Source organism: Desulfovibrio sp. (genome assembly GCF_014803725.1).
GTDB lineage: Bacteria > Desulfobacterota > Desulfovibrionia > Desulfovibrionales > Desulfovibrionaceae > Desulfovibrio.
The window spans coordinates 19528-44016 of sequence record NZ_JAAVBE010000018.1; the positions used below are offsets into that span (position 1 = coordinate 19528).

Annotated in this window: 23 protein-coding genes and 2 tRNA genes; 7 read left to right on the top strand and 18 right to left on the bottom strand. The window is 63.8% G+C overall.

Going from position 1 to position 24489, the window contains the following annotated elements:
* Nucleotides 1–168: 168 nt before the first annotated feature.
* From HDR50_RS05335 to HDR50_RS05350, 5 genes are all read right to left on the bottom strand, one after another.
* Nucleotides 169–2694, bottom strand: a complete 2526-nt coding sequence (locus HDR50_RS05335; protein ID WP_291356624.1) for a DUF3987 domain-containing protein — start codon at nucleotides 2692–2694, stop codon at nucleotides 169–171.
* Between the two features lie 123 nt (nucleotides 2695–2817).
* Entirely contained in the window at nucleotides 2818–2985 is a 168-nt protein-coding gene (locus tag HDR50_RS12435; protein ID WP_365816923.1) for an AlpA family phage regulatory protein, read from the bottom strand.
* An 824-nt stretch (nucleotides 2986–3809) separates the two neighbouring features.
* A complete protein-coding gene (locus tag HDR50_RS05340) occupies nucleotides 3810–5039 on the bottom strand; it encodes an integrase arm-type DNA-binding domain-containing protein (protein WP_291356626.1) in 1230 nt (409 codons plus the stop codon).
* A gap of 172 nt (nucleotides 5040–5211) precedes the next feature.
* Nucleotides 5212–5288, bottom strand: a tRNA-Asp gene (locus HDR50_RS05345).
* Nucleotides 5289–5337: 49 nt separating this feature from the next.
* Nucleotides 5338–5413 (bottom strand) — tRNA-Val (locus HDR50_RS05350).
* A gap of 199 nt (nucleotides 5414–5612) precedes the next feature.
* Between HDR50_RS05350 and HDR50_RS05355 the strand changes: the two genes are divergently transcribed.
* The gene (locus HDR50_RS05355) at nucleotides 5613–6569 is read left to right on the top strand and encodes a polysaccharide deacetylase family protein (protein WP_291356628.1); all 957 of its coding nucleotides are present in this window, start codon (nucleotides 5613–5615) and stop codon (nucleotides 6567–6569) included.
* A gap of 52 nt (nucleotides 6570–6621) precedes the next feature.
* Here the strand turns inward: HDR50_RS05355 and amrA are convergent, their stop codons facing one another.
* The 6 genes from amrA to HDR50_RS05385 all read right to left on the bottom strand — a co-directional run bounded on the left by amrA (nucleotide 6622) and on the right by HDR50_RS05385 (nucleotide 12118).
* On the bottom strand, nucleotides 6622–7221 hold the full coding sequence (gene amrA, locus HDR50_RS05360) for an AmmeMemoRadiSam system protein A (protein ID WP_291356630.1): 600 nt from the start codon (nucleotides 7219–7221) through the stop codon (nucleotides 6622–6624).
* Between the two features lie 249 nt (nucleotides 7222–7470).
* Entirely contained in the window at nucleotides 7471–7719 is a 249-nt protein-coding gene (locus HDR50_RS05365; RefSeq protein WP_165078450.1) for a dissimilatory sulfite reductase D family protein, read from the bottom strand.
* A gap of 58 nt (nucleotides 7720–7777) precedes the next feature.
* Nucleotides 7778–8923 (bottom strand): dissimilatory-type sulfite reductase subunit beta, encoded by a 1146-nt coding sequence (gene dsrB / locus HDR50_RS05370; RefSeq protein ID WP_165078451.1) that lies wholly within the window; start codon nucleotides 8921–8923, stop codon nucleotides 7778–7780.
* Between the two features lie 21 nt (nucleotides 8924–8944).
* The gene (dsrA, locus tag HDR50_RS05375) at nucleotides 8945–10258 is read right to left on the bottom strand and encodes a dissimilatory-type sulfite reductase subunit alpha (protein WP_291356632.1); all 1314 of its coding nucleotides are present in this window, start codon (nucleotides 10256–10258) and stop codon (nucleotides 8945–8947) included.
* A 400-nt stretch (nucleotides 10259–10658) separates the two neighbouring features.
* A complete protein-coding gene (locus HDR50_RS05380) occupies nucleotides 10659–11018 on the bottom strand; it encodes a hypothetical protein (RefSeq protein ID WP_165078674.1) in 360 nt (119 codons plus the stop codon).
* A 500-nt stretch (nucleotides 11019–11518) separates the two neighbouring features.
* Nucleotides 11519–12118 (bottom strand): DUF721 domain-containing protein, encoded by a 600-nt coding sequence (locus HDR50_RS05385; protein ID WP_291356634.1) that lies wholly within the window; start codon nucleotides 12116–12118, stop codon nucleotides 11519–11521.
* A gap of 105 nt (nucleotides 12119–12223) precedes the next feature.
* Between HDR50_RS05385 and HDR50_RS05390 the strand changes: the two genes are divergently transcribed.
* Together HDR50_RS05390 and ahcY are read left to right on the top strand one after the other, a co-directional pair.
* Nucleotides 12224–13147 carry a metalloregulator ArsR/SmtB family transcription factor gene (locus HDR50_RS05390; protein ID WP_291356637.1) on the top strand — a complete coding sequence of 308 codons (924 nt, stop codon included), beginning with the start codon at nucleotides 12224–12226 and terminating at the stop codon, nucleotides 13145–13147.
* Nucleotides 13148–13197: 50 nt separating this feature from the next.
* A complete protein-coding gene (gene ahcY / locus HDR50_RS05395) occupies nucleotides 13198–14619 on the top strand; it encodes an adenosylhomocysteinase (RefSeq protein WP_291356639.1) in 1422 nt (473 codons plus the stop codon).
* A 257-nt stretch (nucleotides 14620–14876) separates the two neighbouring features.
* On the opposite strand, the gene HDR50_RS05400 is transcribed toward ahcY, so the two are convergent.
* The gene (locus tag HDR50_RS05400; protein WP_291356641.1) at nucleotides 14877–15152 is read right to left on the bottom strand and encodes a hypothetical protein; all 276 of its coding nucleotides are present in this window, start codon (nucleotides 15150–15152) and stop codon (nucleotides 14877–14879) included.
* Nucleotides 15153–15518: 366 nt separating this feature from the next.
* Between HDR50_RS05400 and HDR50_RS05405 the strand changes: the two genes are divergently transcribed.
* Nucleotides 15519–16019, top strand: coding sequence for a C40 family peptidase (locus HDR50_RS05405; RefSeq protein ID WP_291356643.1), 501 nt, complete (start codon nucleotides 15519–15521; stop codon nucleotides 16017–16019).
* A 296-nt stretch (nucleotides 16020–16315) separates the two neighbouring features.
* A complete protein-coding gene (locus tag HDR50_RS05410; RefSeq protein ID WP_291356645.1) occupies nucleotides 16316–16909 on the top strand; it encodes a MerR family transcriptional regulator in 594 nt (197 codons plus the stop codon).
* A 218-nt stretch (nucleotides 16910–17127) separates the two neighbouring features.
* Here HDR50_RS05410 and HDR50_RS05415 read toward each other — a convergent pair whose 3' ends face one another.
* Nucleotides 17128–17844: a DsbA family protein gene (locus HDR50_RS05415; RefSeq protein WP_291356647.1), complete on the bottom strand. Its 717-nt coding sequence runs from the start codon at nucleotides 17842–17844 to the stop codon at nucleotides 17128–17130.
* Between the two features lie 528 nt (nucleotides 17845–18372).
* On the opposite strand from HDR50_RS05415, the gene HDR50_RS05420 reads away from it, so the two are divergent.
* Nucleotides 18373–19194, top strand: a complete 822-nt coding sequence (locus HDR50_RS05420; protein WP_291356649.1) for a ParA family protein — start codon at nucleotides 18373–18375, stop codon at nucleotides 19192–19194.
* On the opposite strand, the gene HDR50_RS05425 is transcribed toward HDR50_RS05420, so the two are convergent.
* Nucleotides 19161–19550, bottom strand: coding sequence for a hypothetical protein (locus tag HDR50_RS05425; RefSeq protein ID WP_291356650.1), 390 nt, complete (start codon nucleotides 19548–19550; stop codon nucleotides 19161–19163). The genes HDR50_RS05420 and HDR50_RS05425 overlap by 34 nt on opposite strands.
* Nucleotides 19551–19811: 261 nt before the next feature.
* Between HDR50_RS05425 and HDR50_RS05430 the strand changes: the two genes are divergently transcribed.
* On the top strand, nucleotides 19812–20735 hold the full coding sequence (locus tag HDR50_RS05430; protein ID WP_291356652.1) for a ParB/RepB/Spo0J family partition protein: 924 nt from the start codon (nucleotides 19812–19814) through the stop codon (nucleotides 20733–20735).
* Between the two features lie 46 nt (nucleotides 20736–20781).
* Here the strand turns inward: HDR50_RS05430 and HDR50_RS05435 are convergent, their stop codons facing one another.
* The 4 genes from HDR50_RS05435 to def are packed head-to-tail and all read right to left on the bottom strand — an operon-like array spanning nucleotide 20782 to nucleotide 24489.
* Nucleotides 20782–22161: a transcription antitermination factor NusB gene (locus HDR50_RS05435; protein ID WP_291356654.1), complete on the bottom strand. Its 1380-nt coding sequence runs from the start codon at nucleotides 22159–22161 to the stop codon at nucleotides 20782–20784.
* On the bottom strand, nucleotides 22158–22985 hold the full coding sequence (locus HDR50_RS05440) for a DUF116 domain-containing protein (protein WP_291356656.1): 828 nt from the start codon (nucleotides 22983–22985) through the stop codon (nucleotides 22158–22160). Before HDR50_RS05440 ends, HDR50_RS05435 begins: the two co-directional genes overlap by 4 nt.
* 2 nt (nucleotides 22986–22987) lie before the next feature.
* A complete protein-coding gene (gene fmt / locus HDR50_RS05445) occupies nucleotides 22988–23998 on the bottom strand; it encodes a methionyl-tRNA formyltransferase (RefSeq protein ID WP_291356658.1) in 1011 nt (336 codons plus the stop codon).
* Nucleotides 23971–24489, bottom strand: a complete 519-nt coding sequence (gene def / locus HDR50_RS05450) for a peptide deformylase (RefSeq protein WP_291356659.1) — start codon at nucleotides 24487–24489, stop codon at nucleotides 23971–23973. Before def ends, fmt begins: the two co-directional genes overlap by 28 nt.

Below are 24489 nucleotides of genomic sequence, written 5' to 3' on the forward strand. Positions count from 1 at the left end.
CCCGGCAGGGATGCGGGAGTGGAGTCCTCGGGCGAAAGGATCGTCCCCACATGCTCCAAATCTTTCCCCTGCGCTCCCATAAAATGAATTCCGGGATTATTGGGTATATTGGGCATAGGGTTTCCAACCTGAAAACTCGCTCCAAAATCTTCCCACAAGCCCATTGCTTCACCCCCTCAGCGTGGCGGGGTTCACCTGGTATTGCGGGCTCGGCTTGCGGCCCGGCCCTGCTGGCCGTCCTAGTGGAAGTTCCCGAATAAAGCCGCGCTCCTCCAATTCCTCGAGGGCAGCCTGTACCACCTCCATATGGGTAAAGATTGAGGTTTGCCCCCGGACCCCGTGGAAGCAATCGCGGGCGCTGAACTGCTGCAATGCCCGGCGCCGTATCCATTCAAGGACGCGCTTGCCCCCTTCCAGCCGGTTGTCAGTGCCCATGAGGTCATAAGCGGCTTTGGCATGCGCTGCGAGGAGTGCGCCCATATAGGCCGCTCTCCTCATGGTCTCGCCGTCTATCTTGGCGTCAGCCGGCCGCTCATGGCCAATCAGATGGAAGAGCGCCGCAATTCTTGCCACGGCACCGGGCAACTTGCCGCCCCAGTCGCTCATCCCCTCAAATTCGCCGCCGGGGGCAAGTCCCTTCTCCACGCCAGCGGCGAAGTCATGCCAAAGCCTGTAGGCGTCCTGTGACAGCTCGAGGCGCATGGGCGCGGGCGGGTCTCCATCCCACTGGCGGGGGAGCAGGTCCAGAATGGCGTTGTGGAACCTGTCCCGCACCGGGGCGGGCATCGGGTCTGGTTCCATCTTGCGACGCCCCAGAAGCGATTCAGGCATGAAGTAGAGAAAGCGCCCGTCAAGCCCGCGCCCCCGGAATACTCTTGACGCCTCACGCTGCGACAGCGTGACGGGCTGCGGGGATATTCCGAGCGTCAGGCGCGGATGGTCCAGCAGGATGGGCGCGGCCCAGCGCCTATCAACGCGAAAGGAATCCCCGGAATGAGCTTTCAGGAAGAGGTCAAGATTCGGGGTTCCCTTGGAATACATGCCGGCAAGGATGTCGAAGATGCCGCCCTCAGCCGTGAGGATCGCCACACATCCCCCCACATTCTCCATGAGAGCGGCCAGAGCTTCCGGGGTGGTGTTGTCCGCGAGGAGGCGGGGAACGGCCGGGACTTCGGGAAGCTGTTCTTCCAGCTCCTCAACTTCTGATTGCAGCGCCTGAATCTCTTCAAGACTGGTTTTTTTCGCAGCGCGGGCTCGCGCCGCCTCTATTGCCTTCTCCATGGTCAGCCGGGCGCTTTTCGCCTTCTTCACCAGCGGGGCCATGTTTTCGGCCATGCGCCGTTCCCACTCCCGCAGAGGGGCGATGCAGCTTTCAACAACCGCGCTTTTCCTGTTCGCCGGTTCCAAGGGGCAGAGGGTATAAAGGTTCAGCGGTTCCTCGTATCCTTCCCGGATGCGCACCATAAACCGGCCCTGCGCCGCTGTGGCCAATGCCGCCAGAGCCATCGCCACGGCGATTTCCACGGGCACCTGCTTTTCCTCTGCCAGCGCCGAGCAAAAGTCTCCGAGGATGGGCGGCAGGCTCGCCGCATCCAGCCCGGGCAGATCATGAGCCGCAAAAGGAACAGGCTCGCCCCAGGTATCTTGCGAGCTGTCCCCGGTGGTGGATGCCGTGAGTTCAGGGCCCGGCGCGGTCACATTCCAGCGCGCCGCCGCCACGTTGGCGAAGTCCGCAGGGGAGATGGCCGCATCCCGAAGAAATTCCACCACGCGCTGATAGTCCCAGCCGTCAGCGCCTACCGCGTCCCCGCCGTCCCAGCCGTGAGGCGCGCCCTCTGGAGGCACGGCCACACTCACCGCTGCGGCCCCGGCCTGTTCCAGCAGGGAGCACACAAGCAACGCCGCCTTGGCTCCCGGTGCGTCCGCATCGGGCCAATACACCACGCGCCGCCCGGCCAATGGCGCAAAGTCCATCTGCTTCACGCCGCCGCTTCCTCCGAAAAGCCCGAGGACGGGCACAGTGCCCCCAAGGACGGCCTGCAGGGCATCGGCCTTGCCTTCGCCCTCCACCAGCACAACGGGGGCCGGAGCGGGCGCTTTTGCGAGCCGTGGCAGTCCATAGAGGGGGCGCGGCGTAGTGAAGCCCTGCCAGCGCCAGCCCTTGACCGTATAGACGCGCGGAGCGAACTCCTTGTGCAGCTTGCCCCGACTGTCCATCTCCTGCTTGGTGAACCGGGCCACAAAGCCGAGCAGCCGCCCGGCCGCGTCCTCGTAACGGTACACGGCGGCGGCTGTTCCGAGGCGGGGGTGCTTGTGTTCGGCAGGAGGGAAGACGCCATCAGGAACGGGCATCACGGCTTGCGGCTTGGCGGCGGCGGTGTTCGCCCGGGGCGGCAGAGTCTCCACGGGGCGCCCCACCATGTCCCCGAGCAGGCGCGCGGCCTCCACCTGGTTCACGCCGCGTTGCTCGGCCACCAGGGAAATGAGATCGCCGCCGCCCTGTCCCGCCGCAAAGTCAGCCCACTTGCCTGAATGGACGTTGACGGAGCAGGAAGCTCCCGGTCCGCCGCCAAGGTTGCCGCAAACGTATTCGGCCCCGCTGAGCTTGCCACCGGGAAGGAGCCTTTCCAGCAGGCCGGGACAGTGGGCCAGCGCCGCCTCGTTCAATGCCTGGAAGTCAAGGGCGCTGCTCATGCCAGCCCCCTTGAGGCTTGAAAATTGCCCGCACTTGGTGCATACTCTCTTCCAGAGAGTCCTTTGAGCTCCTGTCCTTTCGTGCCGCCCTGAACGCCATCGGGGCGGCTTCTCATTTCAGGGCTATTTGTTGTCATTCCGCACCCCCGCCACGCCGTGTTCAAGGTAGGCCGCGATGTCCTGGGCTCGCCAGCCGACGGCCCGTGGGCCGAGTTGAACAGACCGGGGAAAGGTGCCTCGCTTCATCCCCGTATAAATGGCGCTGGTGCAAAGCCCGGTGAGCTCCTGCACCTCGGGGCGTCGCAAGATGCGGTTCGCGGTGAGCGGGGGCGGCGTGGGTGTGGTGGAGGCGGTGGAGTGGGTTTTCGCCTGAGACATAAGGGAAGGCTCCTTTGCCCCAGGGCCGGGCTGGCTATGCCGCCCCCTTACCCGTTGCGTTGCAATGCAACGAGTTTTGCGGCATAGAAACAGCAGACGGCCCCTCGGGGCGGTTTTGACGCTCGGGTGGTGCCTTGCTACTGGTTTGCCGCCCGGCGGGAAGTGTTGGGGCCATTCGGCCCGGCTCTTGGCGGCAGGGTGTTGCAGCACCTTGCCGCCTTCTTTCGCGCAAGCTATAGCACGTCCATGTTGCTCTTTGTCAATAAAAAGAAAATACTAAAATGTACCAAATGGTTTATCAGGTGTTGGTATAAATCATTTCATAAGAGAAATCTCCCTTGGTAACTATCAAAAATAACTGGATTTGCATGAATACTTGCCTTATTCGCTATTTGTATCCATTTGTTCATGAATTTTTTTTCGCCAATCCACTTTGCGAAACAATATATCCGCTCTCATCTCTTCCCCGGGGCGGCAAGGGTGTCCGCCCTTGTCCGCATGGTTCATGACGCCATGCCTAGCCGGGGAAATGGGAAATCTGTTTCCTGTCCTTCGCCGTGTCCGCGCGCAGGGGCGTGTGGTTTCCCTTCGCTCATTCCCCAAAAAATGAATTTTGGGAATAATGGGCATATTGGGTATTAGATTTTCACCCTGAAAAAAACGCGCTCCCTGCTTCCCTCTCCTGCCTGGTCGAGCGGGGCGCTCGCCCACGGCTTTGCGTCTGCAAAGTATAGGGGCTATAGCTGTCCTCCGACAGCGGAATGCCCGGCGGATTCCCTCAAGCCGTCCAGATAGTCCGCCCATGCCTCCATCATGGCCCGGCGCTCTGGCAGATAGTCGGCATGATTATACGCCGCGCGCACCGCGTTCTTTTCGCCGTGGGCAAGCTGCGCCTCTATCACGTCCGGGCGGTAGCCCTGTTCATTGAGCAGCGTGGATGCCAGCCCCCGGAAGCCGTGAATGGACATGGTCTCTTTATCGTAGCCCATGCGCCGCAGGGCATTGAGCAGGCCCATATCAGTCAGACAGCGGGTGGCGGAAAAGGTCGAGGGGAAGACGAGCGGACCGTTACCGGTGATCTCCCGCAACTCGTGAAAGAGGCGCACCACCTGCGGGGCAAGCGGCACTACATGAGGGCGGCGCTTCTTCATCCGCTCAGCAGGAATGAGCCACGTTGCGGTTTCAAGGTCTATTTCAGCCCAAGGAGCGCCCCGGAGTTCCCCGCTGCGGACAAAGACATACGGGAGGATTTTCAGGGCATAGCGCGTCACCACTTCGCCGGGATAGTCATCTATCGCCCGCAGGAGCGCCCCGATCTCTTTCGGGTTGGTGATGGCGGCATGGTGGCGGACAGGGGCGGGGGCAAGCGCTTCTGTGAGCCCGCTGGCGGCATCCGCCTGAACGATACCGGCAAGACGGGCATAGCGCGTTACCTGCCCGCAGAGTTGCGCCAGCCGGTGCGCCATCTCAAGGCGTCCCCGTGCCTCTGTCTTTTGGATCACCGCAAGGAAGTCAGGTGCGCCCAGTTCGGCAATGGGGCGCGGTCCAAGCTCGGGGAAGATGCTGGCCTCCAGCCTCTGTATCACCTGCACGGCATACCGGGGCGTCCACCCGGAGCTTTTCTTTTTATGCCATTCCCGAGCCACGGCTTCAAAGGTCTGCCCTCTGGCAATCTCCACTGCCGCCGCTTCCGCCTTGGCAGCCTTCCTTTCTTCGCCGGGGTCGATGCCGCGCCGCAACAGGTCTTTAATTTCCCCTGCCCGGCTCCGGGCCTCTTTCAGCCCTACGGCAGGATAGACGCCCAGGGAAAGCCGCTTCTCCTTGCCCCCGAAACGGTACTTGATGCGCCACCACTTGCCCCCAGTGGGGGCAACCTCAATATACAGGCCTTCTCCGTCTGCCAGCTTGTAACGCTTTTGCCTCGGCTTGGCATTGCGGATGGCGGTATCTGTGAGCTTGAAGGGCATAGGGGCAACTCCGGGAAGGGGCAACTGGCAACGCCAAACTTGCCCCCATTGTTGCCCCCCTTTTTCGTGGCTGTCAACGGAACTTAGCGGACACTAACGGAAGATAAAAACAGAGAAAGCCCGCTCTGCTCAAGGCTTAGCGGGCTTTCTCACACATAGTTGGAAGCTTTTTTGGCGGAGCGGAAGGGACTCGAACCCTCGGCCTCCGGCGTGACAGGCCGGCGTTATAACCGTCTTAACTACCGCTCCGTGATGGCCCGCCCCGCATTGCGGGGTTGGCGCCGGGCCGGGCGAGTGGTGGTGGGCAGTACAGGACTTGAACCTGTGGCCCCCGCCGTGTGAAGGCGGTGCTCTACCAGCTGAGCTAACTGCCCTCCCGGAGCAATTTGTTTATTCCACTTGGGGCCATGCGTCAAGGCAAAATATCCGTAAAAAAATTTTTACGAAATATTTTTTCCAAGTGGCTGGAACTCCAGAAAAAAATTTTCCAGCACGCGCAAAGGCCCTCAGGGCGCCTTGCCGTTGGGCGCGGGCGGTGTTAGTTCTTGCGCCACACGGATGCAAGGAATGGACATGACGACCACGCGCGCATGGGGGCTCATCCTCGCCCTGACCTTTCTTCCCCTGCTCCCCGCCGAGGCCCCGGCGGCGGTCATCGACGGCAACCGCATCATGGACCAGCGCATGAGCGAGAACCTCTGCGCGCTCACCTTTGATGACGGCCCCTCCCGCTACACCGCCCACCTGCTCGACATGCTGGCGGGCTACGGCATCCCGGCCACCTTCTTCCTTCTGGGGGGCAATGCGGAGCGCAACCCCGCCATGGTGCGGCGCATCATTGCGGAAGGGCACGAAGTGGGCAACCATTCCTGGTCGCACCCCAATTTGCGGACTCTGGCACCTGAAGCGCAGGAGCAGGAGATCAGCGCCACCGACGCCCTGTTGCGCGCGCTCGGGGCGAGCCCTTCCTATCTCAGGCCGCCCTATGGCAATTTTGACGCGCATACGCTCGAGATCGCGCGGAATCTTGGCGTCGGCGTCATCCTCTGGTCCATGGACAGTCATGACTGGAAGCATCTGCCCGCCGATTATGCCAAGCTGCGCACCACCCGCGGCACCCAGTATGACGATGGCGAGCTGCGCGGTATCTTCCTTTTTCACGACACGCACAAGAGCACGGTGGACGACCTGCCGCGCATCATCGCCAACCTGCTGGCCGGCGGCTGCCGCCGCTTCGTCACCGTGAGCGACTATCTGGCTGCCGCCGTCGACCCGGAGCCGGGCCTGCTCATGACGCGCCACCCCAAGGCGCCCTTCCCCGCGCCCGAGCTGGCCGTGCAGCACCGGCGCATGCCGACGGGCACGGCGTGCGCCTTGCCACTGGCCCGCTGCAGCCGACCGTGGAACGCCACCGCCGCGCGCACAGCCCCGCCGCAGCCCTTGCGCGGCAGCTCGGGCACCGCAACGCCGCTTGACGACATCGACGACGCCCACGCGGCAGACGATTCCCGCGCGGCCGCGGAAATCTAGGCGCCCCGCATTCCGCAACGCAAGAGCGCAAGCCTTCTTCCTTCCCCCAGCTTCACGCCGGAAAGACCTGCGCCTCATACCAGAAGAGACGCGCCAGCGGCAGCCGCCACGCGCCCACCGGCACACCGGCCTTGACGCAAAGGTGGTCGAGATACGCCTCCCTGTCCCACCCCTGTTCCACCGGCACCTGGGGCAGGAAGACGCCGCTGCGCCCTCCATATTGCAGGGCGAGGCCATGGCGGCCCACCTCCACGCGCGCAGGGTCAGGGCAGGGCGTGAGCTCGTCCAGCACGGAAATCTCAAGGTTCGCCCGCTCCCACTCGCGGGCCGAGAGCGGCGGGAAGCGCGGGTCTTCCAGCGCAGCGGCCCGCGCCATGCGCCAGACATTCTCTTCCAGCGGCTCGCGGCCCACGATGGTGCCGATGCAGCCGCGCAAGTTCCCGCCAAGGGTGATGGTCACAAAGGCGCCGAGCGGGCGCCGGAGCACGGGGTGCTCCTCTCCGTTCAGGGCCTCGGGGCTGGCCATAGCCTCCGTGAGGCTTGTCACCCCGGTCAGCACGGGAGCAGCGCCAACCGCAAGCGCAATGGACTGCCGCGCAAGCCTGCTGAGCCACGCCTTTTCTGCTGCGTCAAGATCGAATGAAAGCCCCATGCCACCTCCTCACGACCGCAGTGCGGTCAGCTTGTCTGCATGCGCCTGTCGTCGCGGCTTCTTCCCACCACAGAAGCCGGCCCCATGGAAGAAAGGATCATCCCAACTACGCCAGCGGCCGCAACCGCAATGCCGTGCGGCCACTCACCGTGCAGCCCACAAAAAAGAAATGCCACAACCATGGGTTGCGGCACCTCTTGATTCGCCATGTCTGCGTCCGCCAGGCAGGCGCAGCTAGCGTTGCTACGCCTAGTCTTCGCCCTCGGCGTGGCTCTGCTTGCCCGCGCCCTTGAGGCCGTACATGGTGGTGGAGCCGGAAGACCAGAACTCCAGCACCTGGTCATTCACCAGGGCGGTGAGGATCTTCTTCACTTCGCGCGGCTTCATGTCCGGGAAGAGGGCAACGAAGTCATTGAAGTAAAACTTGGACTTGGCGGCGGACTTGCCCTTGAGGAAGTCCACAACAGTCTCTTTTTGCTGTTCCGTAACGTCGGCCATGATATCTCTCCTGCTGAAAAAGCGGCCCGGCCGTGGGAGGCCGGGCCGCAGGGAATGCCTAGAACTTGAACTGGGTGCTCTGGCGCCAGCTGTAGTAGGCGGATTCGCGGAAGTCGTCGATGAGGTGTTCGGAGAACTCAAGGCCGGTCAGCCTGAAGAACTCCTCCCAGCCGATGCGCTCCGCCCAGTCGCCCAGGCGCTCGTACTTCTCGGCATTGGCCGAGTAGACATCGATGATGTGGCGCACCGTCTTGGTGAGGGTGGGCCAGCGCGGCGGCTCGTTGGGGATGAAGGCCACCACGACCTTGGAGAACTTGGGCCAGGTGATGCGGTTGGAGACCTTGCCGCCCACCATGATGGCGATACCGTCGCTCTCGCCGTCGGCGATGGGGAGCGCGGGGCACATGGTGTAGCAGTTGCCGCAGTACATGCAGCGGTCTTCCTTGATGGCCACGGAGTTCACCTTCTTGCCGTCAAACTCCACCTTGGTGGGGCGCACGGCGGCGGTGGGGCAGGCGGCCACGGCCAGCGGGATCTCGCAGAGCTGGTCGACCCAGGCGGTGTCGATCATCGGCGGCTTGCGGTGGATGCCCACAAGGCCGATGTCGGAGCAGTGCACGGCGCCGCACATGTTGATGCAGCAGGCGAGGGCCACGCGCACCGGCGCGGGCATGCGCATGTGCACGAAACCGTCAAAGAGGGCGTCCATGACGGCCTTCACCGGGCCGGAGGCGTCGGTGGCCGGGGTGTGGCAGTGGATCCAGCCCTGGGTGTGGATCATGTTGCAGATACACGCGCCCGTGCCGCCCACGGGGAATTTCTGCGAGCCGCCCTCGAACTTGCGGGAGTTGAGGTCGTCGCGCAGGGCCTTCATGGTGGCTTCGTCCTTCACCATGAATTCGATGTTGTTGCGCGTGGTCCAGCGGACGTAGCCGTCGCAGTACTTGTCGGCGATGTCGCAGATCTCGCGGATATGCGTGATGGACATGGTACGCGAGCCGCCGCAGCGCACGGTGTAGACCTTGTCGCCGCTCTCGGCCACATGCAGGAGCACGCCGGGCTCGAGGATCTCATGATAGACCCACTTGCCGAAGTTCTTGGCGATGACCGGCGGGAAGTAGTCGCTGTACTTGTGAGGGCCGATGTCGGAGATGCGGCCTTCCATGGGTTTCTTGGGATCGTACCCCGTAGAGATGAATGCCATGTCTGTGTCCCCCTTTGGCGGCTAGCGCTGATGGCGTTGACGGTAAGCGGCGAGGTCATGCGTCCAGCCGCCGGGCACTTCACTTTCCTTGAAGAAGATGAAGGGGTTGGTGCGCGGATTCTTGACCTGGCAGGGCATGGCCGGGGTCTCGGTGGCCTCGAGCAGCTTCTGGAAGGAGAGGCGCTTCATGGTCTCGCCCACGCGCTCGCGGTTCTTGCCTTCTTCCATCCACCAGTCCCAGATCTTTTCGATGACTTCCTTGATGTCATCGTAGGGCTCTTCACAGGAGATGAAGGGGATGAGCACCGAGCCCATCTGCGCGCCGTCCACGACCGGGGCCTTGGCGCCGACCAGGATGCAGGCGCCGCGCTCGTCGCCGATGTGCAGGGCCTGGGGCATGGTGTTGATGCAGTGCATGCAGCGCACGCAGTCGGAGGTCTTGATGGAGAGCTTGCTGCCGTCCCACTTGATGCACTTGGTGGGGCAGCGGGCGATGACTTCCTTCTCGATGTCGAACTTGCCCCAGTCACGGCCGGCATGGGCGCCCGCGTTGGGCTTGATCTCGCCGGCGACATAGGCCTTGACCTTCTCCTGGTCGATCTTGATGTCGTCCTTCCAGGTGCCGATGACGGCGAAGTCGGAACGGGCCATGGCGCAGACGCAGCCGTTGGGGCAGCCGTCGAACTTGAACTTGAACTTGTAGGGGAAGGCCGGGCGATGCAGCTCGTCCTGGTAATCCATGGTGAGCTGGTAGCACATGTCCTGCGTGTTGTAGCAGGCGAACTCGCAGCGGGACATGCCGAGGCAGGCCGCGGGCGTGCGCAGGTTGGAGCCCGAGCCGCCGAGGTCGTTGTGCATCTCGTGGGTGAGCTGCCAGAAGATCTCTTCGAGCTGCGGGGTCTGCGTGCCGAGGAGCACGATGTCGCCCGTGGAGCCGTGCATGTTGGTGAGACCGGAGCCGCGCAGATCCCAGATGTCGCAGAGGGTGCGCAGGAACTTGGTATCATAGTACTTGCCGGAGGGCTGGGCCACGCGCATGGTGTGGAAGGCCGCCACGCCGGGGAACATTTCGGGCTGGTCGGAATAACGGCCGATGACGCCGCCGCCGTAGCCGAACACGCCCACGATGCCGCCGTGCTTCCAGTGGGTCTCCTTTTCCTTGTAGGAGAGCTCCACCTGGCCGAGCAGGTCTTCAAGGCAGTCCACCGGGATCTGGTAGTCCAGATTTTTGGGATTGGCCTTACGATTGGCCGCTTCCTGTTTGATGTCGGACACGAAGCTCGGCCAGGGGCCGCTTTCAAGCTCGTCCAACATGGGAGTCGGATATTTCGCCATTGCCATACCTCCACTATGGTTTGCGTCATGCCGCCGCGCCAAACGGCGGCCGCCACTGCTTGCGGCGCGGTTCCGGCTCGCCGGTGCGCCCGCTGGTTCACGCCCCCGGCCATGCGGGGTGCGGGGGGCGCGCCCGTGCGCTCAACCTGCGCCGGGAGGACCCAGAAACAGGAAAAGCCGGGCGAGCCGGGACTTGGCCCCAAAGGCCACAACGCGGTCTGCCTTAGGGGTATCACCAATCTTCCCGGTTGACAATATGTTGGAGGCAAATAATCGCAGACAGGCGGCACGGCGGCGCACCCGCGGCTCGGCCCGCTCAGGGGTTCCGGTCGCGCGGCAAAAGAAAAGGCGCCGCGGATGGCGGCGCCCACAGGCAAAGGAGAAAAATTCCTGCGGCCGCTCAGGCGTTGGCGGCCTTGAGCAGGTCTTCCACCATCTCGAGGGAGGGGGTGGCGCCGTCGTCAAGCCCGCAAAGGCCACGCACAGCGAGCATGAGCATGTCGAACTGGAGCACCATCTCGGTGGCGCCGTTGTGGATGACGCAGGTCTCGCCGCGCACGGAGAGGCGGTAGGCGTGGCGGGTGCGCTCATGGCCGCGCGAGCGCACGATGTAGTACACCTGCTCGCGCGTGTCGGTCACATAGAGCTGCTGGCGGGTGAGCGTGCCGGACTCCTCGTCGTACCAGGAGCACTCGGAAAACAGGCGGCCACGGAAGCGGAGATCTTCACCGTTGTCATGTTTCAGACAAATATCATCCATGGATTTCTGCACAATGCCCTCCCCGCTTGCGCCGCCCCGTGCCGGGGCGCTTCCCTGCTCCGTCCCGCGCCGAAAGACCCGGGACGCCGGCGCCGTTCCAGTGGCAGAACGCTAGCACCGGCCCAGAACCTTGTCAAGAAATCGCAGCAACCAGACAGCAAAAACGCAGCCAACAGGCATTTTTAATGACCAACCTGTTGATACGCAATATCTTTTGATCCCAGCCGCCCCGCAGTTCAGCAGCCGATAGCCGTATTCTGGCCCGCCCTTCAGCGGATTTTCGCTGAGTCGGCGCTTCATCCCAAGAGGTTGAGCTCTGGGAGTCATCCTTGAAAACACTTGAAATTCAAGATGTTAAGTTACCTTTTAGCCAGCACGGGTTTGTTCTGCCTTCAAGTTAAAGTTCGCATTGCGGTTTTAATGTGTTCCTTTACAGAAAATGTCTAAACAATCGCTAACCACCAAGTATTGAACATTTTTCGAGGATGCTCTCGCTTCCTTCATTCCTGCACGGGCTTGCCGGCCCTTATGGCTGCAAAGCGCGCATAGCAGCGCGCCACCGGCGAAGCGCTGTCCATGCTCGCCAAAAAGATGCCGCTCGGGCCTTGCGCCGGAGCATCCGATTCCTCCCGCTGCTCCGCCCGGCTCTGCTCCCGGCGGCTGCGCACGGGCTCGCCCCGCCCCAGGGGGAGCTGCACCTGCACCTCGCTGAAGTAGGCCTGGCCGAGAAAGCCGTTGACCCTGGCAAGGATTTCCTCACCGCGAAAACGCAGCTCCTGCAGGAGCATGGCATCCTCGGCGCCGAGCAGGAGCACGGCCCCGCCTGCGCTGGCATGGCTGCCGGTGTCTTCCCTTTGGTGGCCTTCGTGGTGCCCGAGCGGCCGGGCAAGCTCCGCGAGCTCAACGCCAAGCGCCGCTTCCCAATTGTCCCACAGGTTCTGCAGGCCCGCGCGCCCGGGCGTGCCGCCCATGGCCGCAAGCAGGGCGCGAAGACCGTCTCCCAGGGGCTCCGCCGTTGCGGAGGCTCCCGGGCGCCTGCCGCGCCACAGCCCCGAGCGGCGCCCCCGGCCCACCCCGCCATCCTTCTGCCAGCGCGCCATCAGGCGCCCCCCCGCAGACCGACCGCCCGGTGTGCCCGCTTGACCATATCAGGAAAAACGCATATGTATGCGCCCACGCGGATATAGTCGCCCCAAGGATAGTTCATGGACCTGCTCCCGATCAAAGCCCTTTCCGACGCCACACGCTTGCGGCTCGTGCATATCCTTCTCCATTATGAGCTTTCGGTCAATGAGCTTGTCCGTATCCTCGGCATGGGGCAGTCGCGCGTGTCGCGGCACCTCAAGATCCTCGCCGAAGCCGGTCTCCTGGCCTCGCGGCGCGACGGGCTGTGGGTCTTTTATTCCGCCCCTGCCAGTGGCCCCAGGCTCGCCTTTTTGCGCGCGGTGCTCCCCTTCGTGCCGGCTGACGCCGCCATGCGGGCCGACCTCAGCCTCGCCGCCCAAGTGCTGGAGGAGCGGGCGCGCCAGACACGCCAGTTTTTCAACGCCATCGCCGAAGACTGGGACGAGCTCAACCGCGAGGTCCTGGGGCCGCTCGACCTTGCGGGCATCGTGAGCGCGGCCTTGCCCGCCGGCTGCGGCACAGCTGTCGACCTTGGTTGCGGCACCGGGGCCGTGCTCCACCGCCTCCTGCCCGACGCCGGCACACTCATCGGGGTGGACGGCTCCGCGCGCATGCTCGACCTCTGCCGCCGCCGCTTCCACGACGAGGAGCTGGCCCGCGGCAAGGTCTCGCTGCGCATCGGCGAGCTCAGCCACCTGCCCCTGCGCGACCAGGAGGCGGACTTCGCCTGCATCAACCTTGTGCTCCACCACCTGCCTGTCCCGGCCGAAGGCCTCGCCGAGGCGCGGCGCATCATGTCGCCCGGCGGCACGCTCTTTCTGGCCGACTTTTTGAGCCACAACGACGAGACCATGCGCAGCCGCTATGGCGACCACTGGCTCGGCTTTGACGAGGACACCCTGCACGCCGCACTCGACCGCGCCGGTTTCGCAGCCGCACAGTGCCGACGCGAGCCTGTGGGCCGCGGCCTCACCCTCTTGCTCATGACGGCGACGGCCCGCTGAGGGACGCCCGCCATTCCCTGCCATCAATCCAACCCGCAAAGGAGTTGACCATGACCAAACCTCTCGACCTTTCCCTGCCCTACAAGGTGGCGGACATCAAGCTCGCCGATTTCGGCCGCAAGGAGATGCAGCTTTCCGAACGCGAGATGCCCGGCCTCATGGAGTGCATCCGCAAATACGGCCCTTCCAAGCCGCTCAAGGGGCTGAAGCTCTCCGGCTCGCTGCACATGACCATCCAGACGGCCATGCTCATCAAGACCCTGCACGCCCTGGGCGCCGACATCCGCTGGGCCTCGTGCAACATTTTCTCCACCCAGGACCACGCCGCCGCGGCCGTGGCGGACATGGGCCTCGCCGCGGTGTTCGCCTGGAAGGGCGAGACCCTTGAGGATTACTGGTGGTGCACGGAAATGGCCCTCACCTGGCCGGACGGCTCCGGGCCCGACCTTATCGTGGACGACGGCGGCGACGCGACCCTGCTCATCCACAAGGGCGTGGAGGCCGAGAACGAGCCCTCGCTGCTTGAGCAGAAGACCGACAACAAGGAGCTCCAGTGCGTGCTCGACCGGCTGGCGCTGCGCTTCAAGGAAGAGCCGCGCCACTGGCAGAAGGTGGCGGCCGTGGTCAAGGGCGTGTCGGAAGAGACCACCACGGGCGTGCACCGGCTCTATCAGCTCGAGAAGGAGGGCAAGCTGCTCTTCCCGGCCATCAACGTGAACGATTCCGTCACCAAGTCCAAGTTCGACAATCTCTACGGCTGCCGCGAGTCACTGGCCGACGGAATCAAGCGCGCCACGGACATCATGGTGGCCGGCAAGGTGGTGGTCGTGTGCGGCTATGGCGACGTGGGCAAGGGCTGCGCCCAGTCCATGCGCGGCTTCGGGGCGCGCGTGCTTGTCACCGAGATCGACCCCATCTGCGCGCTCCAGGCGGCCATGGAGGGCTTTGAGGTCGTCACTGTCGAGGACGCGCTGGCCGAGGGCGACATCTTCGTCACCTGCACGGGCAATTACCACGTCATCACCGGCGAGCACATGGAAGGCATGAAGGACGAGGCCATCGTCTGCAATATCGGCCACTTCGACAACGAGATCGACATGGCCTACCTGGAGCGCACCCCGGGCGTGACCAAGATCAATATCAAGCCCCAGGTGGACAAGTGGACGCTCAAGTCCGGCCGCAGCATCATCGTGCTGGCCGAGGGGCGCCTCGTCAACCTGGGTTGCGCCACAGGGCATGCCAGCTTCGTCATGTCCAACAGCTTCACCAACCAGACCCTCGCGCAGATCAAGCTCGCCACCGAGAAGCTCGAAAACCGCGTCTACACCCTGCCCAAGGAGCTGGACGAGGAAGTGGCGCGCCTGCACCTCGCGCGCCTCGGCGCCAAGCTGACCAGGCTCACGCCCGAACAGGCCGAATATATCGGCGTCAAGGTCGAGGGTCCCTACAAGAACGAAATGTACCGCTATTGACGAGACGGAAAAATCGGCAGCAGGGCCGGGGCGGCGTGCAGGCGCCGTTCCGGCCTTTCTTTATGGATTTATGAAGGGGGAGGGATTTACATCGCTCTACTGGCAAGCATTGACGACGCCGGTGGCGCCCCGCAGTACCGCCGGGTACCAATCCTTGCGCAAACGCGCGAAGCAGGGGCGCCACCGGGATAGCCCATCCCGTGGGCGTGAGGCGAGCGCGCCGCGTGAAAACCGCTTCCGACGCCTCGGGAGACGGCCTATTCGTCGCCCCAGGCCGAGTCCTCGCCGGCGGCGTCTTCCAAGGCTTTGTAGCCGCGTACGGCCAGATAGAGGACGCCGTCCGGCGCTTCCTCCACGAGGCCCGTGGCCTCCACGGCCACATTGACTTCATCATCAAGGTCAACACCGGCCCCGCGCGGGAGGATGCGGTACTCCGTGCCATCCTGGACAATGGCCACGCTCGCCTGGCGCGCGTCCACCGCACGCGGGAGGCTCGACACATAGCCTCTGACTGTTACGGGACTCTTGCTCATAGCCGCCTGCGCCTCTGTAACATGGGATTTTTTTCTCCATAGCGTGTTTCCCCGCACAACGCAAGGCAGAGCCCGCATGCCCATCATGGCGCATTCCCGTGGCCCCAGCCATTTTTCACTTTCTTCGCAGGGATATATCTCCAGAACGCGCATTGCGCTTCACGAGGCCTCTGAGCGGCACGCGTCCTTTTATCCCATATTTTCTGTCCCCCCCTCTGCCCTACCGCATTGCTCGTTACGACTGCCTGGTCAGCCCGGCTGGGCACCCGGCATGGCTCAAGTTTTTGCCGCAGACGCCGATAAGAAGAAGGAAAGCATCCCGTGGGGAAGTGCCCCCCTGATCTCCCAAGCCCGTGCGGAAGTGTCATGCGCTGTTTTTTGCCGCTTTGTCCCCGTTTCCTGCGCTGTGCGCCGCTGCTGCTTTGCCTGCTCCTGCTTGGGGGCTGCGGCTTTTTCGGGCAAAGGACAGCTGACAGCGGCCCCGCCCCGGTCAAGGCGCATAAGGTGGTGAAGACCGCATACAGCCAGATGGGCAAGCAGTACCGCTCCGGCGGCGCCTCACCGCAAAAGGGCTTTGACTGCTCCGGGCTCATCTGGTGGGCCTACCGGCAGCACGGCGTCAGCGTGCCGCGCATCACCACGGACCAGGCCAAGACCGGCCATGCCGTGCCCAAGGCGCGCCCAAGGCCGGGCGACATCGTTGTCTTTCGCACCGGCAACAGCCCGCGAGGCCTCCATACCGGCATCTACGCCGGCGGCGGCTCCTTCATCCACAGCCCGCGCAAGGGCGAGCGCGTGCGCATGGAAAGCCTGGATGTCCCCTACTGGAAGAGCAAGCTCATTGCCGTGCGCCGCGTCGTGCATTAAGTACGGCTCCGCAACCGCACAGGCCTGGGCGCCAGCTCACCTTTCCACGCCTCTTTCTCGCATACGCCCCCTCCCTCATTGCCATCTTTATCGGCACACGTTTCGCCACATCCTGCGCGGTGGCACGCCGGTCTACTCTCCCCTCTCACTTCGTTGATGACTTGCGCATTGTCGCGGCTTGCCCGCGCAATTGCGGACTTGCTTTTTTTACCGGCATGGCCTACTTCTAAAAAATCTTGAGATGCAGAGTGCGCCGGTTCGCCGCCAAGGCTCTTCGGCGCGTAAAGGGGGCACCCATGAGCAACGCGCCGGCCGACGACAGCCTGTTGAGCATTGCTGATATTTCCCGCCACTTTTCCCTGCCCGAATCCACCACGCGCTATTATTGCAAGCGCTTTGCGGCCTTTATCCCGAGCGTTGGCGAGGGGCGCAGGCGCCGCTACCGCAAGGAGACGCTTGAGGTGGTATCAGCCATCCTTGAAGAAATGCAGAAATCCCGTACGGCTGCCGCTGTTGAGGTCGCGCTGGATGCCCGCTTTCCCCGCAATGCGCTCGCCCTCAGCAATGAGCACGAGTGCGCCGCGGTGAACAGCGCGCCCCCGAGCCTGCTTTCCGCAGGGGCGCTGCACCTGCTCGAGCGCCAGACCCACGCCCTCGAACTCATCGCCGAGCTCATGCGCCTCTTTTTGGAACGCGTCCCGCCGCAGGCCGGCGCAGGTTCCGACCTTGGACGGGAGCAGGAACGCTTGCGCACCGATCTGGAGACCTTGCGCCTGCTCCTGCAAAATTCCGAAAAAACGCAACAGGAAGACCTCGAACAATTGCGGACATGGATGCAGAGGCTCGTCCGCCAGCGCGGGATGGCAGCCCAGGACAGCCCCGCCAACTGACCCCGGCTGCTCGGCAGCCAGACTTTCCCCTCGCCTTTCGTGACTGTCCGTAGGCCGTCAATCAGCATTGCGGCCTGTTGCGGCAATGCTATGAACGCAAGGGGGTCCTCCCTCCCCGGTCATCTCCCCGATCTTCCATGACAAAAACGCCCGGCGCCATGCTACGCCGGGCGTTTCGCACTGAGGAAAATCCTCCTCTCAGGCTCGCTATCGCAACCCTATTGCGCATTTTTCTTTCCGCTTGCCGCCATCTCCACGGCATCGCGGAAAAGATCCAGCGGGAGCGCCCCACGCACCACAAGGTCATTCACAAGAAAATAGGGTGTCCCTTCCACGCCGAGCTTCTGGGCCTCTTTCTGGTCTTCGGCCATGATGTCCGTGACCTTTTTGCTGCGCACATCCTTGCCCAGCCGCTTCATGTCCACGCCCAGTTTTTGTGCGCTCTCCTTGATGAAGGGCTCGCCTTCGGCCAGCAGGCGGTCACGATTGGCGAACATGAGGTCATGGAATTCCCAGGCCTTGCCTTCATCCTGCTGGGCAATGGCGATGAAATAGGCCGAGGCGATGCCACCAGGGCCTTTTTCATCAAGGGGCAGGTGCTTGAAGACCAGGCTCACATCATCGCCATAAGTCTTGCGCAGGGCGTCCACATTCTTTGAGGCCTGTTCGCAAAAATGGCAGGTGAAATCAGAAAAGGCCACGATGCGCACCTTGGCGTCGCTCTTGCCGCGCACCGGCCGCCCCTCGAGCTTTATGCTCTTGGGCGCCTGCATATCCTTGCGCCACTGCACTTCGAGATTATGCTTGCGCCTAAGGTTGGAGCCCTGCTGCGCGATGTCCAGCACGGCCTCGCTGTTGCGCCGCAAGACATCCAGCACCAGCTCGGGCCGTTCGCGCAGCAGTGTTTCCAGCGCGGCCGCGAGCGCGGGGTCCACCGCCTGCTCCGCTGCCCGGACACCCCCCACTGGGGGGAGCGAGAGCGCTGCGCCAAAAATTAGGGCACCCAGGAAATGAAGCGGAATTTTCATATTTTTCACCCCAGAAATTCGTGAAAGTTGCCCAAAAGAAGCTGCGCCACCCTGCTGCAATGCCCTGTGGCGCCCGCATTATCTAGGTTTTCATAGCCTGAAGCAGCCATGGACGCAAGCCCCGCGGAGACGATTCCCCTTCCCTCCCCAAGTCCCTGCTCACACACCGACACCTTGACTCCACGCCGCTCCTTTTTTACAACCCATCACACAAGGCGGACACTTCCTCTGTCATGTTTCACGTGAAACATGACGAAAGTTTCCGTCCAGCATGAAATTTTTTTCTGTGCGCTCACAGCCTCAAGCGCAATGTTTCATGTGAAACATCATTGAGCCGCACGTGAGCTGGCTTCACCACCAGGAATCGGAAAAAATGCTCCCCGCCTGCTGTCCCGCAGTGCCAGCAGCTCATAAGGAGCAAAGAAAGGAATGTTCATGGCGCGCATCATTTCCATTGCCAACCAGAAGGGCGGCGTGGGCAAGACAACCACCGCCATCAATCTGAGCGCGGCCCTGGCCGTCATGGAAAAAAAGGTGCTTCTCGTGGATTGCGACCCACAGGCCAACAGTACCAGCGGCCTTGGGTTCAATCAGGAAGACTTGAAGGGCGACCTTTATTCCACTTTCTACACGCCGGAAAATGTGCGCGAGTGTATCGTGCCCTGCCGCACGCCCTTTCTCGACCTGCTGCCGGCGAGCACCAACCTCGTGGCAGTTGAGCTGGAGCTGGTGGACAAGATGGCGCGCGAGTTTTTTCTGGATGAATGCCTCAAGCGCGTCCATGACGATTATGAATACATCATCCTCGATTGCCCGCCGTCGCTCGGGCTGCTCACACTCAACGCGCTCTGCGCCTCGCGCGAACTGCTCATTCCCTTGCAGTGCGAATTTTTTGCCCTTGAGGGCATCGTCAAGCTGCTGCAAACCTACGAGCAGGTGAGAAAGCGCCTCAACCCGAAGCTCGACCTCCTCGGCGTGGTGCTCACCATGTATGACATCCGCAACCGGCTCACGCGCGAAGTCAAGAACGAGGTGCGCCGATGCTTTCCCGACCATCTGTTTGAAACGGTCATTCCGCGCAATGTGCGTCTCTCGGAAGCGCCGAGCCACGGCAAGTCCATCATCCATTATGACATCAAGTCCAAGGGGGCCGAGGCATACCTTGGTCTTGCCAAGGAAGTGGTCTTGCGCCGGCCCTCGCGCAAAGGCGCAACGCCACAGGCTCAGCCCCGGGGGGTGGACTCCAGCGCCACATGATCGCGAAAGTGTTTCTGGCGGATGGTGGCACCGCAACCTTGGCAATGGAACACAAGCAGCCCGCCCAGGTTGGCGTTGGCAAGGCGGAAGGGATGGCCGGGCGCGGTGCGCCAGTCATCCACGTGACTTCCGCAATGCGGGCAGCTCACGGCAGGGTCATAGGGATAGCGAAAATCCCAAAAGCGCAAGAAATCCGCAAAGCCGTCCATGGGTTCAGGCGCAACGGACTCAGGTGGAGTCTCCGCAAGAGCTTCTGACTCCAGAGCCGGCCTGAGTCTTTCCCACAGGGCGAGGGAAAGCTGCACAGCGACAACGGTGCCCTGGGCATCGGTGAGATAGCAAATCTGATCTTTCATGGCGGCTCCTGCGAGTGTGGCGTGGGGAACGCGTTGGAAGACTGTGGGGAGAGCGCATTGCGCCTGAGGTGGGGCGCGGCTGCGTGGAGTGAAGCGTGTTGTACCTTGTGGGATGCAAAAAGGCAAAATGAATCTGGAGCGCCCTGTCTGCGCATTTCAGACTGGCGCATTGCGTTTGAAGGATGGCGCCTGAGCATGCGCGGGCGCGGGCTACAGGCATCATCTATCCGGCAACAAGCTGCAAGCAAGAGGGGAGTGGTCATGGCGACGAACGCACGGGGATTGGGCCGGGGGCTGGACGCCCTGTTCGAGGGCTCTGCGCAACAACGCGCACCAGTTGAGCCGCCGCGCACCCTGCCCATCTCCGCCCTTGTGGCCAATCCCGCGCAACCACGGCGCACCTTCACCGAGGAAGCGCTGGACGAGTTGGCGGACTCCATCCGCCAGCAGGGCATTATCCAACCCTTGCTGGTTCGCCCCCTGGAGGACGGGGAGCGCTTCCAGATCGTGGCCGGCGAGCGCCGCTGGCGGGCAGCCGAAAAAGCGGGCCTTGCCGAGGTGCCGGTCTATGTGCGTGCCATGGACGAGCAGGAAGCCATGGCCGCCGCGCTTATCGAGAATCTGCAACGCGAAGACCTCAACCCCGTTGAGGAAGCTGAAGCCCTCAACGCCCTGCGCACAACCCTGGACATTACTCAGGAGGAGCTTGCGGCGCGCCTTGGCCGCAGCCGCCCGGCAATAGCCAATGCCCTGCGCCTGCTCCAGCTCGGTGAAGCCGCGCTTGCCGATTTGCGGGAAGGGCGCATCACTGCCGGCCACGGACGCTGCCTCGTGGGCGTGGGCGAGGGCGACGCGGCCGAAGCCCTGCGCCAGCGCATTGTCCTCACGGGCATGACCGTGCGCGAGGCCGAAGAGGCGGTCGCCCACCTGCGGGATACGGGCACCTATCCCTGGGAAGCGGAAGCTGGCGCACCTGCCGGGCACGAACGCAAGGCCGCAGCCACGCGCACGCCCCTTGCGCAACCACTCGAAGAGCTGCGCGAGCGCCTGTCCAGTGCCCTTGACCGGCAGGTGCGCATCAGCGGCACGCAGAGAAAGGGGCGCATCACCCTCGCCTATACGAGCCCGGAGGATCTTGCCGCCCTGCTCGCGCGTCTGGGCCTGGACAGCCAGGAAGCCGGCTAAAGGATTTGCGGCGCTGAACTTTTCGGCAATTGCGCAACAGTACGCTTCAGCGCCGGCGCAGGAGAGCCCCGTACATGCCCTCCAGCCATGGGTGATCCATGGGCGTGGTCCACGAGCGCACGAGTTCCAGCCCTCTTTCCCGTTCAAGAAGGGCGGCGACAACTTCTTCATTTTCCTGCGGGTTGAGCGTACAGGTGAGGTAGGCGAGCTCGCGCCCGGGCTGGAGGCGCGTGGCGAGCGCAGTCAGGATGCGGACTTGCGTTCGCGGATACGACCGCAATATTTCCCGGCTCCGCCTCCCGGGAAAGCGGATGTCCGGGCGGCGGGCGAGAACGCCCAGGCCGCTGCAGGGGGCATCGACCAGAATATGCCCGCTCCAGCGGCTCAAAGGCGGCATCGCCGCATCCGCAAGCGCGAGCAGTAATGGCGCGGCCCCAGCCGAATCACAAAGCGCCGCAAGGCGCGAAAGCCGGGCCAAAGAAGTGTCTGTGGCGAGCCGTACCGGCACACCGGCCTCAAGCAGGGCCAGGGACTTGCCGCCAACGCCGGCGCAGGCGTCCCACACCGGTTCCCGCCAAGCATCGAGCCCGAGTTCGGCAAGCACGGCTTGCGAACCTGCGGATTGAAAGGCCAGAAGGCCAGATTCCCGCAACTGTGCAGGCGTTTGGCCAAGGACTTCTTCCGGGAGCGCACCGGGAGCAAAAGCCATGCCCCAGGCGCCGAGAGATGCGCGCTCAGCCTCGGGCACAGCAGCGGCAAGCGCATCACGGAGCGCCGCTGACTGCGGATGCCGCGCATTGATGCGGATCCCCGTCCATGGGCGCTGGAAACTGCGCCGCATGAGCGCAAGCGCGCCTTCCTCGCCATAGGCATCCCGCCAAAGATCCGCAATGCTTTCGGGCAGACTCCAGAAACGGCAGGCTGCGCGCCATTGCCGAACTGCGTGCTCGTCTCTAGCATCTTCGTACCACGCCTGCTCCAAGGGGGCCTGGCCCAGGCGTTGGAGCGAGCGCAAAACGCCGTTAGCAACGCGCGCGAGCCGGACGCCATAGCGGTGCTCCACCTGCTTCACGGCCTCGGAGATGGCCGCATGAGCGGGGATACCGTCCTGAAAGAGCAGGCTGTGGATGGCAATGGCAAGAATGTGGCGCATGGGCCGGGGCAGCCCCTGCGGCTTGCGCAGGAGCCGCGCAAGGATGGCCTCTGTGCGGATGCGCTCCCTCGCGCTGCCATAGGCAAGCTCTGAGGCGAGGCGCCGTTCCCGGCCCGGCGCAGGACTTGCGGCAAGCACGCTGTCCACCGCCGCCTGCACGGGCGTGCCCTCATCCATGAGTGCAAGCGCCCGCAGCGCGAGCTCGCGGGCATCGGGGGATGCCGCATCTGCGCCATGGCTGCGTTTGCTGCGGCCGTGCCCACTCCCGCTCATGGCTGCTCCGCGTTTGCGGATGACCCGGGCGCAGGCAACAGGAAGCGCGACAGCGCATCTTCCACAGCAGCAAGGGGGACGAGTGTATCTCGGCAGGGGCCGTGGGGCCGCTCGTTGAGCACGCCGAAAACAGGCAAGGGATAGCTGTCCTGGATGCCGGAAACAAGGTCGCGCTCACAGGCCACCGCAATGATGCATCGCGGACGACACTCGACAACGATGCGGCGCGCAATGGTGCCCCCGGTGGCAAGGGCAAAACGGAAGCCAAGCCTGTCGCGCAGGTCGAGCAGCGGGCCTATCTGGCAGGCGCCGCAGCGCTGGCAATTGTCGGGTTGCGGGGAAACACGGTGCCGGCAGCGGCTGTTCTGCACGCAATGCGGCAGGAGCAGGAGCAGGTCCCGCGCGGGCACGCGGATGCCCTCCGCAAGGACAAGCTCATTGTTGACTTTGACGAAGGAGCGGCGCACCGCCGTGCGCCCGATGCCGCACAGGCGCCCCAGGCTCTCCATAAAGGGCAGGAACAACCTGAGCAGCACATGCCGGACCCAGGAGATGCCGGGAAGGCGCCGGCCGGTATAGATATGGAAGATGAGGCTGGCGCAGAGCCACGCCAGGAGGATGATGCCCGCAAGCCCAAAGCCCACGCTGAGAAGCGGCAGCCAGGAGGCGGTCACGCCGGGCAGCAGCCACGGCAGCACGAGAAAGGCGAAAAGCGTAAGGCAGACCGCTACGCAGCTCGCCACCATGAGGCCGATGAAGATGCGCTTGCGGCCCCCGCCATATTGCGCCGGCGGCAGCGAATGCGGCGACTTGGCCGGCCACATGGTCAGACCGCGCCCTCCGGCGACTGCTGGGCATCTGGCAAGAGGGCACGCAAGGGCTTATACCCGTTGGCGAAGTCAAGCCCGCTCATGTCCTTGCGGCCGTTGGGGCGCACGGTGTCGAGGATGTACACACCCTCGCCGCAGACGATGCCGAGACCCTCGTTGAGGGGGATGGCCTGCCCTGGTGCAAGCCCGCAACTTGACGGGCGCTCCGCAGAAGAAACGTGGCCGCGCAAGATGCGCACCTCAAGCGGCTCGGGTGCGCCCTTGCACTCCAAGCGCGCGCGTGCCCCCGGCGCCGGAGTGACGCCGCGGATGTGCGCGTCCACTTGCGCCGCCGTGAGCGACCAGTCGATGCGGCCATGCTCTTTCAGCAGCTTGGCCGCATGGGTGGCTTTTGCATGATCCTGCGGTATTGCGGTCACGGTGCCGGCAAGAATGCCGGGCAGCGTCTCCACCAAAAGTTCCGCACCGGCCCTGGCCAGCGCCTCGGTGAGCTCGCCCGCATGGCAGCAGCCGATGGGTACGGTACGGGTGGCATAGACCGGGCCGGTGTCGAGGCTCGGCTCCATGTGCATGATGGAGACGCCGGTCACAGCGTCCGGCGAGCAGTTTTCCATGATGCAGCGCTGGATGGGCGCGGCGCCGCGATAGAGCGGCAAAAGCGAGGCGTGGACGTTGAGGGGCGCAATGCGGGCCGCATCGAGCACCGCCTTGGGGAGGAGCAGACCATAGGCCGCGGCCACGATGATGTCAGGGTGAAGCTCCGCAAGCGCGCGCCGGTCATCCTCGCTCCTGAAATTCACAGGCTGGCGCACCTCAAGGCCCAGGCTTTGCGCAAGCGTCTTCACCGGCGAGGGCACAAGCCGCATGCCCCGCCCGCGCGGCCTGTCCGGCTGGGTATAGACCGCAATCACGCGGCCGCCCCGCCACTGCGCGAGCTTTTCCAGCACCGCCGCGGCAAAGCCCGGGGTGCCCATGAAGACTATCCGGCAGTCTTGCGCTTGAGCCATTTCTTGACCTTGCTGTCATAAAGGGTGCGCCTGAGGCGGCTCACGCGGTCGATGAAGAGCGTACCGTTGAGGTGGTCGACCTCGTGCTGGAGCACGACAGCAGGGAAGCCGTCAAGCTCTTCATCAATGGGCGTGCCGTCGAGGGCGATGGCCTTGAGGCGCACCCTGCTCCAGCGGGGCACGTCCGCACGGTAGCTCAAGGGCACCGAGAGGCAGCCCTCCTGCTCGCTCGTGATGACCTCGCCCATGGGCTCGAGTTCGGGATTGATGAGCACGCGCGGGGCGCGCTCGCCTTCCTGCACGCCCGGGTCCATGACCAGCATCCGCAACGAGCGCCCGACCTGCGGCGCGGCGAGGCCCACGCCCGGGGCGGCGTACATGGTCTCGGTCATGTCCGCGGCGAGCTGGCGGATCTCGTCGGTGATCTCCTCCACCGGCGCGCACTTCTCCTTGAGGCGCGGGTCGGGGTAAGTGACGATCTCGAGCAGCAT

Excerpts from the sequence above, each read along its gene's own strand:
- ahcY (WP_291356639.1), top strand. The coding sequence starts at position 13,198 with ATGACCAAACCTCTCGACCTTTCCCTGCCCTACAAGGTGGCGGACATC.
- HDR50_RS05390 (WP_291356637.1), top strand. The coding sequence starts at position 12,224 with ATGGACCTGCTCCCGATCAAAGCCCTTTCCGACGCCACACGCTTGCGG.
- HDR50_RS05420 (WP_291356649.1), top strand. The coding sequence starts at position 18,373 with ATGGCGCGCATCATTTCCATTGCCAACCAGAAGGGCGGCGTGGGCAAG.
- HDR50_RS05355 (WP_291356628.1), top strand. The coding sequence starts at position 5,613 with ATGACGACCACGCGCGCATGGGGGCTCATCCTCGCCCTGACCTTTCTT.
- HDR50_RS05435 (WP_291356654.1), bottom strand. The coding sequence starts at position 22,161 with ATGAGCGGGAGTGGGCACGGCCGCAGCAAACGCAGCCATGGCGCAGAT.
- amrA (WP_291356630.1), bottom strand. The coding sequence starts at position 7,221 with ATGGGGCTTTCATTCGATCTTGACGCAGCAGAAAAGGCGTGGCTCAGC.
- HDR50_RS05410 (WP_291356645.1), top strand. The coding sequence starts at position 16,316 with ATGAGCAACGCGCCGGCCGACGACAGCCTGTTGAGCATTGCTGATATT.
- HDR50_RS05385 (WP_291356634.1), bottom strand. The coding sequence starts at position 12,118 with ATGGCGCGCTGGCAGAAGGATGGCGGGGTGGGCCGGGGGCGCCGCTCG.
- HDR50_RS05405 (WP_291356643.1), top strand. The coding sequence starts at position 15,519 with ATGCGCTGTTTTTTGCCGCTTTGTCCCCGTTTCCTGCGCTGTGCGCCG.
- dsrB (WP_165078451.1), bottom strand. The coding sequence starts at position 8,923 with ATGGCATTCATCTCTACGGGGTACGATCCCAAGAAACCCATGGAAGGC.
- HDR50_RS05400 (WP_291356641.1), bottom strand. The coding sequence starts at position 15,152 with ATGAGCAAGAGTCCCGTAACAGTCAGAGGCTATGTGTCGAGCCTCCCG.
- HDR50_RS05335 (WP_291356624.1), bottom strand. The coding sequence starts at position 2,694 with ATGAGCAGCGCCCTTGACTTCCAGGCATTGAACGAGGCGGCGCTGGCC.
- HDR50_RS05340 (WP_291356626.1), bottom strand. The coding sequence starts at position 5,039 with ATGCCCTTCAAGCTCACAGATACCGCCATCCGCAATGCCAAGCCGAGG.
- HDR50_RS05430 (WP_291356652.1), top strand. The coding sequence starts at position 19,812 with ATGGCGACGAACGCACGGGGATTGGGCCGGGGGCTGGACGCCCTGTTC.
- def (WP_291356659.1), bottom strand. The coding sequence starts at position 24,489 with ATGCTGCTCGAGATCGTCACTTACCCCGACCCGCGCCTCAAGGAGAAG.
- HDR50_RS05365 (WP_165078450.1), bottom strand. The coding sequence starts at position 7,719 with ATGGCCGACGTTACGGAACAGCAAAAAGAGACTGTTGTGGACTTCCTC.
- dsrA (WP_291356632.1), bottom strand. The coding sequence starts at position 10,258 with ATGGCGAAATATCCGACTCCCATGTTGGACGAGCTTGAAAGCGGCCCC.
- HDR50_RS05380 (WP_165078674.1), bottom strand. The coding sequence starts at position 11,018 with ATGGATGATATTTGTCTGAAACATGACAACGGTGAAGATCTCCGCTTC.
- HDR50_RS05425 (WP_291356650.1), bottom strand. The coding sequence starts at position 19,550 with ATGAAAGATCAGATTTGCTATCTCACCGATGCCCAGGGCACCGTTGTC.
- fmt (WP_291356658.1), bottom strand. The coding sequence starts at position 23,998 with ATGGCTCAAGCGCAAGACTGCCGGATAGTCTTCATGGGCACCCCGGGC.
- HDR50_RS05440 (WP_291356656.1), bottom strand. The coding sequence starts at position 22,985 with ATGTGGCCGGCCAAGTCGCCGCATTCGCTGCCGCCGGCGCAATATGGC.